The 15,353-nt window shown below is 70.6% G+C and carries 15 protein-coding genes; 9 read left to right on the top strand and 6 right to left on the bottom strand.

Annotation, left to right across the window (positions count from 1 at the left end; translation table 11 throughout):
- The first annotated feature begins 55 nt into the window (after positions 1-55).
- From rpsP to LY625_RS08750, 6 genes are all read left to right on the top strand, one after another.
- Positions 56-331: a 30S ribosomal protein S16 gene (gene rpsP, locus LY625_RS08775; protein WP_233739653.1), complete on the top strand. Its 276-nt coding sequence runs from the start codon at positions 56-58 to the stop codon at positions 329-331.
- 37 nt (positions 332-368) lie between these two features.
- Positions 369-887: a ribosome maturation factor RimM gene (gene rimM / locus LY625_RS08770; protein ID WP_233739652.1), complete on the top strand. Its 519-nt coding sequence runs from the start codon at positions 369-371 to the stop codon at positions 885-887.
- Between the two features lie 35 nt (positions 888-922).
- Positions 923-1,654 (top strand): tRNA (guanosine(37)-N1)-methyltransferase TrmD, encoded by a 732-nt coding sequence (trmD, locus tag LY625_RS08765; RefSeq protein ID WP_233739651.1) that lies wholly within the window; start codon positions 923-925, stop codon positions 1,652-1,654.
- Positions 1,655-1,820: 166 nt separating this feature from the next.
- Positions 1,821-2,294 carry a 50S ribosomal protein L19 gene (gene rplS, locus LY625_RS08760; protein WP_233739650.1) on the top strand — a complete coding sequence of 158 codons (474 nt, stop codon included), beginning with the start codon at positions 1,821-1,823 and terminating at the stop codon, positions 2,292-2,294.
- 100 nt (positions 2,295-2,394) lie between these two features.
- The gene (locus LY625_RS08755; protein WP_233739649.1) at positions 2,395-2,799 is read left to right on the top strand and encodes an RNA-binding S4 domain-containing protein; all 405 of its coding nucleotides are present in this window, start codon (positions 2,395-2,397) and stop codon (positions 2,797-2,799) included.
- A gap of 41 nt (positions 2,800-2,840) precedes the next feature.
- A complete protein-coding gene (locus LY625_RS08750; protein ID WP_233739648.1) occupies positions 2,841-4,001 on the top strand; it encodes an aminotransferase class I/II-fold pyridoxal phosphate-dependent enzyme in 1,161 nt (386 codons plus the stop codon).
- Positions 4,002-4,015: 14 nt separating this feature from the next.
- Here the strand turns inward: LY625_RS08750 and mgtE are convergent, their stop codons facing one another.
- The 6 genes from mgtE to LY625_RS08720 form a co-directional block, all read right to left on the bottom strand.
- Positions 4,016-5,428, bottom strand: a complete 1,413-nt coding sequence (gene mgtE, locus LY625_RS08745) for a magnesium transporter (RefSeq protein ID WP_233739647.1) — start codon at positions 5,426-5,428, stop codon at positions 4,016-4,018.
- 274 nt (positions 5,429-5,702) lie between these two features.
- Complete coding sequence (mutS, locus tag LY625_RS08740; protein ID WP_233739764.1) at positions 5,703-8,282, bottom strand: DNA mismatch repair protein MutS; 2,580 nt, start codon at positions 8,280-8,282, stop codon at positions 5,703-5,705.
- Positions 8,283-8,399: 117 nt separating this feature from the next.
- The gene (locus LY625_RS08735) at positions 8,400-9,092 is read right to left on the bottom strand and encodes a class I SAM-dependent methyltransferase (RefSeq protein ID WP_233739646.1); all 693 of its coding nucleotides are present in this window, start codon (positions 9,090-9,092) and stop codon (positions 8,400-8,402) included.
- Between the two features lie 2 nt (positions 9,093-9,094).
- A complete protein-coding gene (locus tag LY625_RS08730) occupies positions 9,095-10,180 on the bottom strand; it encodes a hypothetical protein (RefSeq protein ID WP_233739645.1) in 1,086 nt (361 codons plus the stop codon).
- Entirely contained in the window at positions 10,177-11,256 is a 1,080-nt protein-coding gene (locus LY625_RS13490) for a GNAT family N-acetyltransferase (protein ID WP_233739644.1), read from the bottom strand. Before LY625_RS13490 ends, LY625_RS08730 begins: the two co-directional genes overlap by 4 nt.
- Before the next feature lie 162 nt (positions 11,257-11,418).
- Positions 11,419-12,861 (bottom strand): diguanylate cyclase, encoded by a 1,443-nt coding sequence (locus tag LY625_RS08720; RefSeq protein ID WP_233739643.1) that lies wholly within the window; start codon positions 12,859-12,861, stop codon positions 11,419-11,421.
- An 85-nt stretch (positions 12,862-12,946) separates the two neighbouring features.
- Between LY625_RS08720 and LY625_RS08715 the strand changes: the two genes are divergently transcribed.
- The 3 genes from LY625_RS08715 (at position 12,947) to recA (ending at position 15,345) form a co-directional block, all read left to right on the top strand.
- Complete coding sequence (locus LY625_RS08715) at positions 12,947-13,447, top strand: CinA family protein (RefSeq protein ID WP_233739642.1); 501 nt, start codon at positions 12,947-12,949, stop codon at positions 13,445-13,447.
- A gap of 43 nt (positions 13,448-13,490) precedes the next feature.
- Complete coding sequence (gene lexA / locus LY625_RS08710) at positions 13,491-14,141, top strand: transcriptional repressor LexA (RefSeq protein ID WP_233739641.1); 651 nt, start codon at positions 13,491-13,493, stop codon at positions 14,139-14,141.
- 160 nt (positions 14,142-14,301) lie between these two features.
- Entirely contained in the window at positions 14,302-15,345 is a 1,044-nt protein-coding gene (recA, locus tag LY625_RS08705; RefSeq protein ID WP_233739640.1) for a recombinase RecA, read from the top strand.
- Positions 15,346-15,353 lie beyond the last annotated feature (8 nt).

Below are 15,353 nucleotides of genomic sequence, written 5' to 3'. Positions count from 1 at the left end.
CTATACTTGCAGGCTTACCCCGTCACTCCGACGGCTGGGCAACAAGGAAACCACCATGGTCAAGATCCGACTGGCTCGCGGCGGCGCCAAGAAGCGTCCCTTCTACCACATCGTCGTCACCGACAGCCGCAGCGCCCGCAACGGCCGCAACATCGAGCGCCTGGGCTACTACAACCCGGTCGCGACCGGTGGCGAGCAGCGCATCGTCCTCGAGGACGCGCGCGTCCAGCATTGGCTGGGCCACGGTGCGCAGATGACCGACAAGGTCGCCGCGCTGTACAAGGACCACAAGAAGGCCGCGGCCGCCGCCCCGGCGGGCGACGCCGCCTGATCCGGCCGCGCGTCCGCGCGCGGGCAGGGTTCGCATCATGAACGGGCAAGGGCGCCGCATCCTCCTGGGCAGGGTGGCTGGCGCCCTCGGCTTGCGCGGGGAAGTGAAACTGGAGTCCTTCACCGACCCGCGCATCGCCATCTTCGACTACCAGCCCTGGACCGTCGTCGACGCCCGCGGCGTCGAGCGCGAACTCAGGGGCGTGCACGGCGAGGAGAAGGGCAGGCACATCGTCGCCCGGTTCCCCGGCGTCGATGACCGCACCGCCGCCGAGGCGCTGTTCGGCCTGGAGATTCACGTCCCGCGCGAGCAGTTGCCGAAGGCCCGGCCCGGCGAGTTCTACTGGGCGGACCTGGAAGGCCTGCGGGTGGTGAACGCCGAAGGCCTGGAGCTGGGCCGGGTCTCGCACCTGTTCGCCACCGGCGCCAACGACGTGGTGATGGTGCGCGGCGGCGACGCGGAACACCTGATCCCGTTCGTGCGCCCCGACTACGTGACGGGCATCGACCTGGAAGCCGGGGTCATGACCGTGGACTGGGATCCCGACTGGTCCTGAGAGGGGGGCGGCTATTGCGCCCTACAATTGCCGGTATGCGAATTGACGTCGTGTCGCTGTTTCCGGAGTTCATCGCCCAGTGCGCCGCCTTCGGCGTGACCGGCCGCGCGATCGAGCGCGGGCTGCTGTCGCTGCAGGGCTGGAACCCGCGCGACCATGCCGAGGGCAACTACCGGCGGGTCGACGACCGTCCGTTTGGTGGCGGCCCGGGGATGGTGATGCTGGTCGATCCGCTGCGCCGGGCGATCGCCGCCGCGCGCGCGGCCGATCCGCGTCCGGTGCGGGTGGTCTACATGAGTCCGCAGGGCCGGCCGCTGGACCAGGCCGGGGTCCGCGAACTGGCCGGCCGCGAGCGGGTGATGCTGCTGTGCGGGCGCTACGAGGGCGTGGACGAGCGGCTGGTGCGGGCCGAAGTCGACGAGGAGGTCTCGATCGGCGATTACGTGCTGTCGGGTGGCGAACTGGCCGCGGCGGTGGTGGTCGATGCGATTGCGCGGTTGCAGGACGGCGCGCTCAACGATGCCGGTTCCGCCGAGCAGGACAGCTTCGAGGGCGGCCTGCTGGACTGCCCGCACTACACCCGGCCGGTGGAGCACGAACTGGGCAAGGTCCCGGACGTGCTGCTGTCCGGCAACCACGCCGAGATCGCCAAATGGCGCCGCGAACAATCCCTGCGCCGCACCCTGGAGCGCCGGCCGGACCTGCTGGATGGCGCGGCGCTGACGGAGGCGGACCGCAGGACCCTGGATCGCCTCCGCCAGGGGTGAGCGGCCTTTACTCGTTCCTCGTTCCTCTCCACTCGTTTCTTGCTCCTCGAAGCCCCGTCCCGGCGGGATTGCGCCAAGCGGGTGGCGTGTTCCATAATGTGCGGCTTCATGCCATGACGCGGGTCCACGTGCACTCGCGCTACAACCATTCCAACAGGCCAAAGCCATGAACAAGCCCTCCATCAACACCCTGCTGCAGGAGTTCGAATCCCAGCAGATCCAGCGCGAGCTGCCCGCCTTCGGCCCCGGTGACACCGTGGTCGTCAATGTGAAGGTCAAGGAAGGCAACCGCGAGCGCGTGCAGGCCTACGAGGGCGTGGTGATCGCCACCAAGAACGCCGGCCTGAACTCCTCGTTCACCGTGCGCAAGATCTCCCATGGCTTCGGCGTGGAGCGCGTGTTCCAGACCCACAGCGCGACCATCGATTCGGTCGAGGTCAAGCGCCGCGGCAAGGTCCGCGCCGGCAAGCTGTACTACCTGCGCGGCCTGGAAGGCAAGAAGGCGCGCATCAAGGAAGACCTGGCCGGCAACGCCCGCGCCAAGGCCCTGGCGCAGGCCGCCGCGGCCAAGGCCGCCGAGGAAGCCGCGAAGGCTCCGAAGGCCCCGGCCGAAGAGGCGCCGGCTGCCGACGCCGAGTAATAATCCGACGCAAGTCGCGCACGACGGCCGCCCCCGGGGCGGCCGTCGTCGTTTCCGGCTTCAGCATGCGCCCATCGGTGGCGCGGCATCATGGCGCTGCATGGATCACTCCGAACACAACGAGACCGTCCGCCTGGACCTGTGGTTGTGGGCCGCGCGCTTCTTCAAGACCCGCAGCCTGGCCAGACAGGCCGTCGAGCACGGCAAGGTCGAGGTCGGCGGGCAGCGCCCCAAGCCGTCGCGCGCGGTGCGGGTGGGGGACGCGCTCAAGGTCACCCGCGGTGAGGAGGTGTTCGAACTGCAGGTGCTCGGGCTCAGCGACACCCGCGGACCGGCCGTGGTGGCGCAGGCGCTGTACGCGGAATCGGACGCCTCGCGGAAGGCGCGCGAGGACGCGAGGGCACGGCGCGCCGCCGAACGCGTGGGCTACCGGGCGCCGGAAGGAAAGCCGGACAAGCGCGCGCGCCGCCTGATCCGCGCACTCGGCGACATCGACGCACTGTGAGGACGCGTTAGCATCCGGACTCCACAACAGGGGCCTGATGCATGCGTCGTTTCCACACCACCGCGGTACACGCCGGTCGCGAGGACTTCATCGAACTGGGCGTGCACGCGCCGCCGCTGGACCTGTCGACCACCTACCCGGTGACCGACCTGGACGCGGGAGGCGACAGCTTTTCGGCCCTGGTCGCGGGCCAGGCCCGCGCCGACAACCCGATCTACGCCCGCCTGCACAATCCCACCGTGGCCCGGACCGAGCGCGCGATCGCCGCGCTGGAGGGGACGCAGGCCTGCGTCGCCTACGGGTCCGGCATGGCGGCCCTGACCGCGGTGCTGATGGCCCGCCAGGCCCACGGTCGCCACGTGCTGGTGGTGCGCCCGCTGTACGGCACCTCCGACCATCTGCTGTCCAGCGGACTGTGCGGGCTGGAGGCCGAATTCGTGCAGCCCGGCGAGATCGCCGCCCGTCGCCGCGACGACACCGCGCTGGTGGTGATCGAGACTCCCGGCAACCCGACCCTGGACCTGGTCGACATCCAGGCCGTGGTCGAGGCCGCCGGCGGGGTGCCGGTGCTGGTGGACTCCACCTTCGCCACCCCCGTGCTGCAGAACCCCGCGAACCTGGGTGCGACCTACGTGTTGCACAGCGCGACCAAGTTCCTGGGCGGCCATGGTGACGTGATCGCCGGCGTGGTGTGCTGCAGTGAAGAGGACGCCGCCCCGTTGCGCACGATGCGCGCCGCCACCGGCGCCCTGCTGCACCCGATGGCCGCCTTCCTGCTGCACCGCGGCCTGCCGACCCTGCCGCTGCGGGTGGAGCGGGCGCAGGCGAATGCGCGCGAACTGGCGACCCGCCTGCAGGGCCATGCCGCCGTGGCTGCGGTCTATTACCCGGGCCTGGGCACGGTGCGCAATGCGGAACTGGCCGGCACCCAGATGCGCGGTCCGGGCACGCTGATTTCCTTCGAGGCGAAGGGCGGCCACGCTGCGGCCGCGGCGCTGATGTCGAAGGTGAAGCTGATGACCCCGGCGGTGAGCCTGGGTTCGGTGGACACGCTGGTCCAGCACCCGGCCGGCCTGACCCACCGGATGCTGGACCAAGCGACCCGCAAGGCGACCGGGATCACCGAGGGGTTGCTGCGGCTGTCGGTCGGGATCGAAGACGTCGAGGACCTGTGGGAGGACCTCGACGCCGCGCTGGCGTGATGCACGTTGAAGCCTCAACCGCCCAGCATCCCCAGCAGCCAGGTCGCGATGCCGAAGTAGATCAGGATGCCGATGCCGTCGGCCAGCGAGGTGATCAGCGGGGAGCTGGCGGACGCCGGATCGGCGCGGAACCGGCTGAGCAGGAAGGGCAGCGACATGCCCATCAGGCTGCCGACCATCACGATCAGCAGCATCGCCACCGCCACCACCAGAGCGATCGGCGGCCCGCCGCGGAACACTCCGATGGCGCTGACCGCCAGGGCCATGGTGACGCCCAGCAGCAGGGCCACGGCCAGTTCGCGCAGCAGCATCGAGCTCCAGTCGCGTAGCTCGATGTCGCCGGTGGCCAGCGCGCGCACCATGAGCGTGGCCGACTGCGCGCCGGCGTTGCCGCCACTGGCGATCAGCAGCGGGAGGAAGAACACCAGCGCCATGTTGGTGGCGATCAGGTCCTCGAAGTGGGCGATGCCGGCACCGGAAAACAGGTTGGCGAACACCAGCACCACCAGCCAGTACACCCGTTGCCGGTACAGCAGGCCGACGGTGGCGCTCTTCATGCTGACGGTCAGGTTGCCCAGCGAACCACCGGTCTTGTGGAAGTCGTCGGTGGCTTCGGCCGCGGCGACGTCCATGGCGTCGTCGGCGGTGACGATGCCGACGATGCGTCCGTCGTGGTCGACCACCGGCAGGACGATGAAGTCGTAGCGGGCGATCCGCCTGGCCGCTTCGCGGCGCTCGGCGTCGACCTGCACGGTGATCGGGTTGGGCGCCATCACCTCGGCCAGCGGGGTGTCGGGCTCGGCCAGGATCAGCCGGCGCAGGCTGACCACGCCGATCAGCCGGCGCTGGGGGTCGACGACATAGGCGTTGTAGATCGTCTCGGCATCGGGAGCGACCCGCCGCAGCTCGGCGATCGCCTCACCGGCGTTGAGCTCCGCGGTCAGCACCGCGTACTCGGAGGTCATGATCGAGCCGACGCTGCCGGGCGGGTAGCTGGCCAGGCGGCGGATGTCCTCGCGTTCGGCGTGGGCCAGCGCCGGCAGCACGCGCTCGCGGCGGTCGGGTGGCAGGGTGTTGTAGAGGTCGACCCGCTCGTCGGCCGACATCAGGTCGAGCAGCTCGACCACCTTGGCCCGCGGCATCTTCGCCACCAGGCTGGTCTGCAGCTCCAGTGGCAGGTAGCCGAACACCAGGGCGCGCTCCTCGCCCGGGATCAGTGGCAGCACCGTGGCCATCGCCAGCGGCGGCAGGCGGCTGAGGATGTCCGCCAGGTCGACCGCCAGCACGTCCGGCAGCGCCGCCCGCAAGGCGTCCAGGTCATCGGCCTGTAGCCGGCTGCCGAGCCATGCGGCCGCCTGGTCGGCATCGAAGTTGCCCTGTGCATCGACAGGGTGGAGGGGACGTACGGCGAGGGTGTCCAGGGTCATTGCATGCCTCCGGTCCGGGCGCGGGTGGCGGCCGCGGAGGCGGGCGGCGGTTCAGCCGCCGGGGCGCTCCCCACGACGCCACGGACCGCCTCGGCCCATGGTGAAGTTGGTTGATCTAGGTCGATCGGGTGTGTCCACGGCGTGGAAGTGGCCGGGGACGAGGGGCCCCGGCGGACCGCCGGAGTTTAGGCATCGATCGCCGGAGGGGCAAACGATTACGGGCTGCGTAGGGCGCAATAGCCGCACCGCGGCGTATTGCGCCGGAACCCCCCGATCACCCCAACGACTTCAACCGGTACAGGGCCTCCAACGCCTGTTTCGGCGTCAGCTCGTCCGGATCCAGCGCGGCAAGCGCCTCGAGTGCTGCCGAAGGCGGCGCAAACAATCCGATCTGCTGGGGCGCATCCAGCGCCGGTGCGGCCATCGAAGGGCGCGGTGCGTCCCGGCTCTGTGCTTCCAGCTCGGCCAATCGTCCGCGTGCCTGGCTGATCACCGTCCTGGGCAGGCCTGCCAGCGCCGCCACCTGCAGGCCGAAACTGCGGTCGGCGGGGCCGTCCTTGACCGCATGCATGAACACCAGCGCTTCGCCATGCTCGACCGCGTCCAGGTGCACGTTGGCGATCCCGCTGGACGGCTCGGCCAGGGTGGTCAGTTCGAAGTAGTGGGTCGCGAACAGGGTCCAGGCGCGGTTGGCCCCGGCCAGGTGGCGGGCGCAGGCTTCGGCCAGGGCCAGGCCGTCGTAGGTGGAGGTGCCCCGGCCGATTTCGTCCATCAGCACCAGCGACTGGTCGGTGGCGTGATGGAGGATGTAGCTGGTCTCGCTCATCTCGACCATGAAGGTCGACTGCCCGCGGGCGAGGTCGTCGCCGGCGCCGATGCGGGTCAGGATGCGGTCGATCGGGCCGATCACCGCGCGCGCGGCCGGCACGAAGCTGCCGATGTGCGCCAGCAGCACGATCAGTGCGTTCTGGCGCATGTAGGTGCTCTTGCCGCCCATGTTGGGGCCGGTGATCACCAGCATGCGCCGGTCGGGGTGCAGGACCAGGTCGTTGGGTTCGAAGGGCTCGTCGCGCACCGCCTCGACCACCGGGTGGCGGCCGCGCTCGATGTGGATGCCGGGCTCGCCGGTCAGCTCCGGCCGTGCCCAGTCGAGTTCCTGCGCGCGTTCGGCCAGGCCGGCCAGCACGTCGAGCTCGGCCAGCGCGGCGGCGCACAGCTTGAGCGGCTCCAACTGGCCGCCGAGCACGTCCAGCAACTGCTCGTACAGCAGCCGCTCGCGTGCAAGCGCCCGCTCGCGAGCCGACAGCACCTTGTCCTCGAAAGCCTTCAGCTCCTCGGTGATGTAGCGCTCGGCATTGGTGAGGGTCTGGCGCCGGGTGTAATGGGTCGGTGCCTTGGCCGCGTGGGCCTTGCTTATCTCCAGGTAATAGCCGTGCACGCGGTTGTAGCCGACCTTCAGGGTCGGGATGCCGGAAGCTTCGCGCTCGCGCAGCTCCAGGTCGACCAGGAACTGGTCGGCGCTGGTGGACAGCCGGCGCAGTTCGTCGAGTTCGGCGTCGTAGCCTTCGGCGAACACGCCGCCGTCGCGGGCCAGCACCGGAGGCTGCCCGACGATCGCCGAAGACAGCAGGTGCGCGTGTGAGTCGTGCTCGCCCAGCTGCGCGGCCAGCTCGTCGAGCCGCGGCGAGTCCAGCGGGGCGAGCAGGCCGCGCACGTCCGGCAGCATGCCCAGCCCGTCGCGCAGGGTGGACAGGTCGCGCGGGCGGGCGCTGCGCAGGGCGATGCGGGCGAGGATCCGCTCCAGGTCGCCCAGGCCGCGGAACCGGGTGCGCAATGCGTCGCCGGCATCCGATTCCAGCAAAGTGGCCAGCGCGTGGTGGCGCCTGCGCAGGGTGGGGTGGTCGCGCAACGGGCGATGCAGCCAGCGGCGCAGCAGCCGGCCGCCCATCGGGGTCACGGTGGAGTCGAGCACGCCCAGCAGGGTGTGGCGGGTCTCGCCGTCGGTGCGGGTGTCGAGTTCGAGATGGCGGCGGGTGGCGGCATTCATGGCGATGGCGCCGTCGCCGGACTCCACCGCGATCGCGGTCAGGTGCGGCAGCCGCTGCTTCTGGGTTTCCTCGACGTAGCCCAGCAACGCGGCTGCCGCGGCGATCGCCAGCGGCCGGTCGTCGATGCCGAAGCCGGTGAGATCGTGGGTGCCGAAGAACCTCAGCAGCTGGCGGCGACCGGAATCGGGATCGAACAGCCACGGCGCCCGCCGCCGTACGCCGGTGCGCGAGGTCGCGAAAGGCGGCCAGCCGTCCTCGTCGGGCAGCAGCAGCTCGGCCGGCTCAAGCCGTGCCAGCTCGGCCTCCAGCGCATCCTCGCTGGCGACCTCGTTGACCAGGAAGCGTCCGCCAGCCAGGTCCGCCCATGCCACGCCCCAGCCATCACGGCCGCGGGCAACCGCCAGCAGCAGGGTGTCGCGGCGCTCGCTGAGCAGGGCCTCGTCGGTCACCGTGCCCGGGGTGACGATGCGCACCACCTTGCGCTCGACCAGGCCCTTGCTGGTCGCCGGGTCACCGACCTGCTCGCAGATCGCCACCGACTCGCCCAGCGCCACCAGCCGGGCCAGGTAGCCCTCGGACGAGTGATGCGGCACGCCGGCCATCGGGATCGGCTGGCCGGCCGAGGACCCGCGCTGGGTCAGGGTGATGTCGAGCAGCTTCGCCGCCTTGCGCGCGTCGTCAAAGAACAGCTCGTAGAAGTCCCCCATCCGGAAGAACAACAGCACGTCCGGATGCTCCGCCTTGGCGGCGAAGAACTGCTTCATCAGGGGGGTGTGCTCGGGCTGGGTCCCGGTCGGGGCGGCCATCTGGTTCAACGACAAGTCCACGTGTAGGGAACGGCCTGGTGGACGCGGGGGAGCAGCGCACGCGACCCGGCCGGCGACCGGGGATTGTAGTCGGTCGCGGCGGGGCCGACGAACGGCTCAGTGGCGCCGGTTGCGGTAGATGCGCAGGCCGTCGCTGCTGTGGTGCAGGCGCAGGAAGCCCGCCGAATCGAACACCCCGGCGTGGACCGGGTTGGAGTAGGCGATGAGGATGCGCCGCGCGGCGCTGGCATCGGCGGCCTCGAGATGGGCCAGCACCTGACGCATCACCACGTCGTCGAACGGGTTGTAGAAGTAGCAGAACAGGTCGCCGGCGGGCGGGCGGTAGAGCGCCGCGTCCATGCACAGCAGTTCGATCCGGGCCGCGGCCGGGTCGCGGGCGGCAACCGCGTCCAGGTTGCGCCTGGCGTGGCGGCAGAGCGAGTCGAACAGCTCGATGCCCACCACCCGGCGGAATCCCAGGCCGCTGGCCAGCACCAGGGCGCGGCCCTTGCCGGCCCCGTAGTCGATGAAGGTGTACTGCTCCGGATCGAATGGCCGCGCGGCGCGGATCAGCCGGCGGAACTTGGCGAACTGCAACGGCGCGTAGAAGACCGCGTTGGCCAGGTGGTCATGGCCGGGCTCGAGCAGCGCCGAATCGGCGACCTCGACCTGGCCCACGGTGGCGATGCCCAGGCGGCGGTCCAGCCTGGCCTCGCAGTGGCCGCGCAGCCAGAGTGGCACCTTGGCGAGCACCCCGGCCACGCCGTCGATGCGGATCTGCCGGACCAGCTTGCGCGCGAAGCCCGCCATGCTCACCCGTCCTGGTCCAGCCAGCTCATGTGCAGATCCGCCGCGCCGTCCGGCGCCAGGCACCGGTTGAGCCAGAGGCCGATCAGCGGCTGTGCGCTGCGGGCGACGAAGCCTTCCGCACGCCAGCTGGCCATTGCCGCCTCGCTGGTGGTCACCAGCAGGTGGATGGCGCTGCGGCCTTGGGCACGGGCCGCGGCGACCAGCACCCGGATCAAGGGCCGGTCGATCCCGGTCATCGCACCGGCCGACCAGTAGTCGACCACCCGCAGCGGATCGTCCGGTCCGACATGCGCGTCGCAGGCGAACCACGCCACCAGCCGCCCGGCATCGTCAGCCACCAGCAGGAAGCGCGCGCGGCCGGCCGGCGGGCGATCGAAGCGCCACTGCAGCAGCCGGTGGGTGCGCACGCTGGTCAGCGCACCGGCATGCGCGGATCCATGCCACAGCGCGTCCATCCGCGGATCGCTGCGCGCCGACCAGGACCAGTGCAGCCGGGGGCGGACCCCGTCGGCCACCCTGTCGCGCAGTTGCGCGGCCATGTCGACCAGCGCGCCCGCGGGCCGTGCGACCGCGGCCGGCAGCCGGCGCTGCAGATAGCCGCCATGGCGAAGGACCCGGGCATGCCGGGTCAGCTTGCCCAGTGCCGCAAAGCCGGCCCGGCGCGCAACGCCGGCCGCGCTCGGCCTTGGCAGGCCGTACAGCAGGTCGAAGCGCTCGCGCGCAGTCGCCACCAGGGCCTGCTGCAGCATCAGTGCCGGCCCCAGCGAGCGATGCTGCGCCAGCACCGCGAAATGCGCCACGACCGCCGCGCGGATGGGCTGTCCCCGCCAGATCATCGGGCGCGGGCCGGCGCCGATGACGCCCACCGGTTCGCCGTCGGACTGCCGGCACAGCAACTGGAGCATCGCCGGTCCGAACGGGTTGTCGCGATAGAAGTGGTCGTACTTGTGCGGCTGCATGGCCAGCGGGCCGAAGTTGTCGCCCCAGATGGCGAGGACGGCATCGCGGTCGCGCACCGGGTCGCCGGGGCGGGTGCAGTAGCGCGGCGTCGTATCGATCCTGGCTGCCAGTGGCGCGAGCGTACTCATGCAACCGCCTCGGCCGGAGGGCGCAGCATCCGCTGCAGGCGCTCGCCGTGCTGCAGCGCGGCCCGGTTGACCAGGTTGTTGCGCAGGATCGCGTAGTCGCCCAGTTCGCACGTGCCCGGCCACAGGTTCGGGAACATGGTGTTGTCGGCCACGGTGCAGGAATCGACCGCCTCGAGCTGCGGGTGGGTCTCGCGGATGCAGCCCATCTGGAACAGCTCCAGCAGGATGCCCGGCGAATGCCGCGCGTACGCCTCGTCGTAGGCGATCTTGAAGGTGAAGGCATGGGTCCCGCTGAGAAAGTTGCACTTCATCGCGATCGGCTCGCCGTCCAGTTCCAGGGCCAGCATGTGCAGCTGCCCGGCGGCCCGCGCGGCCCGGCAGGCGGCGACCAGGAACGCACGGTCGGCCTCGCCGGCATCCATGGCGGTGCCGGCACGCCCCTTCCAGCCGCTGGCCTCCACGCGCAGGAAGTTGCCGACCCAGGCCATGAGGTCGTCGTCGTCGGACATCACGCGGTAGCCGAGCGCGCCTTTCTCGGCCAGCCGGCGTTCCTTGCGGCGCAGCGTGCCGCGCTGCCGGTTCGACATGTGGGACGGGTCGTCCGGCGCGTCCAGCCGGTGCATTGCGCGGGTCCAGCGGATGCAGCGCGACAGCAGGCCGGGACGCCGCGCGATCCCCGCGTCCAGCGCCGCGGCCACCGGGCCATCCATGCGGATGTTCGCCAGCTCCACGACCCCGGCCGTCGTGCAGGTGTCGGCGAACCAGTCGAGCAGGGCATCGACCGCTTCCTGGAGGTGGTCGCGGTGAACCAGCGGCGCGGCCAGGAACGCATAGTCATGCTGCCACGAACGCAGGGTGCGGCGGGGCAGCCGCTTGAAATGCGGGCGACGGGTCAGCGGTAGCAGGCAGATCAGCCCGCCCGCGGCGGTACGTACGGTCAGCAGCTCCAGCGGAGCGGTGGCCAGCAGTTCCAGCGCCGGCCGCAGGCACCAGCTTTCATAGAAGGGGTTGGGTTCGGCGGCGCTGGCTGCCAGCCGGTCGATCTCCGCCGCCAGTCCATCCCCGATGCGTGCCACCGGCGTGAGGCACACCCTTGGACCGGTTGAAACGTGCATGGCTGCGCTGGCTCCCGTCACCGCCCACAGGCGATCGTCTCCGGGGAACAACGCAGGCGGAGCCGGGCGAGGGCCAGCGCCCGCCGGGGCGCGGCCAACCGGCCTCCCGTTTCCGGACCTGACTCAGTGCGGAGGCGGGGATTGCGCGCCGGGAGGCTCTGGGAGCGAATCCTCGGCGAGCACCACGCGGTCGCGACCGGTGCGCTTGGCGTGGTACATCGCCGCGTCGGCGCGCGCGAGCATGCGCTCGTAGTCGGGATGCCCGTCGTGCATGGCCACGCCGATGCTGGCGGTCAGCGGCAGCGAGTTGCCGTCGGGCAGGGCCGCGGGCGAGGCGGCGATGCGCTGGCGCAGGTTCTCGGCGATTGCCAGCGCCTGCTGCTGGTTCACCGAGCCGAGTACCACCACGAATTCCTCGCCGCCATAGCGGAACAGGTAGTCGCTGCCGCGGGTGCTCTGGGTCAGCACCGTCGCCAGATGGTGCAGGGCGCGGTCGCCGGCCTCGTGGCCGTAGCGGTCGTTGATCGGCTTGAAGTGGTCCAGGTCGAGCAGCAGCAGCGCGAAGTCGTCGCCGCTGCGGCGCTTGTGCTCGATCTCCCGCCGCAGCACGGTGGGCAGGAAGCGGCGGTTGAGCAGGCTGGTCAGGGCGTCGCGGCCGGCCTCCAGGTCGCCGATGTTCTCGAACAGCAGCCCCATGACCGCGCGGATCCGGCCGACGATGGCGCGGACCTGCCGCAGCATGTCCTGGCGCCGCTGGGGGTCGTCGACGTCGGGCAGCCGGGCGGTGAGCTCGGCGTCCACCTCCGCCATCAGGCTGGTGATCTCCCGGGTCTCGGCGGTCTCGCCGAAGCTGGGCAGTCCCTTGTGGGTGAACCACAGGCCGAACTCGGAGCGGCGGATGCCGCACTCGGCGATCGCCGGTACCGCGCGCCCGGCGACGGCGTACAGCAGGGCGTTTTCCCAGTCCAGCAGCAGGGCCCGCTGGCGCTCGCGCTCGGTGCTGATGTTCTGCACCAGCGAGAACAGCCGGTAGGACGCGTCGATCGCGCTGGAACGCTCGCGCGCGCTCACATAGGCCTGGGTCATGAACTCCAGCGCCAGGTCCACCGAGTGGCTCACGCAGGTGGTCGCCCGCAGCGCCTGTTCCGGGTCGGTCGCCAGGCGCTCGATATGGTGGTAGAGCCGGCCCTTGAGTTCCCGCGCGCCACGGCTCACCAGGTCGACCGGGACCCCGATGCGCGCGTGCACGTCGCCGACGACCTTCTGGGTCGCGACCAGGGCATCGACATCGCCGGGAGCGGCCGACAGCACCTCCCGCAGCCAGCGCTGCATCGACGGCTTGAGCCGGTCGCGCACCTTCTCCACCGACAGGTAGCGGCTCGCGCGCGGGTCGGCCAGCATGCCGCCATAGAAGTGGTCGGCCATCTCCGGCAACGCGGCCCCGCATACCCGGTCGAGCAGCCCGGCCACGTCCGTCCCGGCCGCCGCCAGGAGTTCCCGCCAGCGCGCGGCCAGTGGGTCGACCGCGGCTGCGGTGGCGGAACCGGGGGAAGTATCGGGAGTCACGCTGGTGGAGTCCTGCAGGGGCGATGGCGGTGCATTGTCCCACCGTCGCAACCGGCCGGGGTGGATCGCACGCTATAGTCCACCGATGAGCAAGCACATCAGTGACGAGGCCCTGGAGGAACTGGCCACCCGCGTCGGAACGGCGGTGCAGCGCCAGCACCATCGGCTGGCCACTGCCGAGAGCTGCACCGGTGGCTGGATCTCCAAGGCGCTGACCGACGTGCCCGGCTCGTCGAGCTGGTTCGAATGCGGCCTGGCGGCATACAGCTACGAGGCCAAGCAGGCGTTGCTGGGGGTCCAGCAGGCGACGCTGGAAGAGCACGGTGCGGTGAGCCGCGAGACCGCGATCGAGATGGTCTCCGGGGCGCTGGTGCATTCCGGTGCCAGCCTGGCGGTGGCGGTGACCGGGATCGCCGGTCCCGGCGGCGGCACCGAGGACAAGCCGGTCGGCACCGTCTGGATTGCCTGGAAGCGTCGTGGCGGCTACCCGACCGCAGTGGTGTTCCACTTCGACGGCGACCGCGAGCAGGTCCGGCGGCAGACCGTGGAGGCGGCGTTGCACGGATTGCTGGAGCTGGCGACGTAACGCGCATTGCGCCGCATTGTTGCCATTGGTAGCATTGCTACTAATGGAACTTACCGAAACCCAGTCCGCCATCCTCGCCCACATCGCCGAGCGCATCGCGGCCGACGGCATACCCCCGTCCCAGACCGAGATCGCGCGGGCCATGGGCTTTGCCAGCGTGCGTGCGGCGCAGTACCACCTGGAGGCGCTGGAGCAGGCCGGGGCGATCGAGCGGATCCCGGGCAAGGCGCGCGGGATCCGGCTGCTGTGCCCGCCCGCCGGGATCGACGGAAGCGGGGACGCCACGGCGGCACGCGAGCGCGCCGATGCCCTGCGCCTGCCGGTGCTGGGCCGGGTCGCGGCCGGCCTGCCGATCGGTTCCGGCGCGGGCCCGGAAGTGGACGACTACGTCCTCCTCGACCGCAACATCTTCTTTCCGTCGCCCGATTACCTGCTGAAGGTGCAGGGCGACTCGATGCGCGACGAGGGCATCTTCGACGGCGACATGATCGGCGTGCACCGCACCAGCGAGGCCCGTTCCGGGCAGATCGTCGTGGCGCGGGTGGACGAGGAGATCACCGTCAAGCTGCTGAAGCTCGGCAAGGATTGCATCCGCCTGCTGCCGCGCAATCCCGATTACGCGCCGATCGAGGTCGGCCCGGACCAGGATTTCGCCATCGAAGGCCTGTACTGCGGCCTGGTCCGGCGGGGCTGATGACATGGTGCGGAGTTTTCCCACCGTCCTCCCGCGCCGCCGCCGATGGGCCTGCCCCGGCATGGCCGCCACAGTGACCACACGCACCGTCGCAATCCGTGCGACCGGCTGCCCCCATGCTTCACCACATCCACATACCCGGACCTGAGGAACAGCCACGATGGACGAGAACAAGAAGCGCGCACTTGCCGCCGCCCTGGGCCAGATCGAGAAGCAGTTCGGCAAGGGCTCGGTCATGCGCATGGGCGACCGCGTTGTCGAGGCCGCCGAGGTCATCGGCACCGGCTCGCTGATGCTGGACATCGCGCTGGGCATCGGCGGCCTGCCCAAGGGTCGCGTGGTCGAGATCTACGGCCCGGAGTCCTCCGGCAAGACCACCCTGACCCTGCAGGCCATCGCCGAGTGCCAGAAGGCCGGCGGCACCGCGGCCTTCATCGACGCCGAGCACGCGCTGGACCCGATCTACGCCGCCAAGCTGGGCGTGAACGTCGATGACCTGCTGCTCAGCCAGCCCGACACCGGCGAGCAGGCGCTGGAGATCGCCGACATGCTGGTGCGCTCGGCGGCGGTGGACATCGTGGTCGTCGACTCGGTTGCAGCGCTCACGCCCAAGGCGGAGATCGAGGGCGAGATGGGCGACCAGCTCCCCGGCCTGCAGGCCCGGCTGATGAGCCAGGCGCTGCGCAAGCTGACCGGCAACATCAAGCGCTCCAACACGCTGGTGGTCTTCATCAACCAGCTGCGCCACAAGATCGGCATCATGATGCCGGGCCAGAGCCCGGAGACCACCACCGGCGGCAACGCGCTGAAGTTCTACTCTTCGGTGCGCCTGGACATCCGCCGCATCGGTGCGATCAAGAAGGGCGACGAGATCATCGGCAACCAGACCAAGATCAAGGTCGTCAAGAACAAGATGGCACCGCCGTTCAAGCAGATCTTCACCGAGATCCTCTACGGCCAGGGCATCTCCCGCGAGGGCGAGCTGATCGACATGGGCGTGGAGGCCAAGCTGGTGCAGAAGGCGGGTGCCTGGTACAGCATCGGCGAGGAACGCATCGGCCAGGGCAAGGAGAACGCCCGCCAGTACCTCAAGGACAACCCGGCACTGGCGACGAGGCTGGAGGCCGAGCTGCGCGAGAAGTTCGTCCCCGCCGAGGCCCGTCCGGGCGAGGACGAGGACGCGGCGGAAACCGCGGAAGCCTGAGTGGCGGG

Source organism: Lysobacter sp. GX 14042 (assembly GCF_021390425.1).
In the GTDB taxonomy this organism is placed as follows: domain Bacteria; phylum Pseudomonadota; class Gammaproteobacteria; order Xanthomonadales; family Xanthomonadaceae; genus Novilysobacter.
Note: the sequence above shows the minus strand (reverse complement) of the source record. Positions and strands in the feature narration are given on the sequence as shown.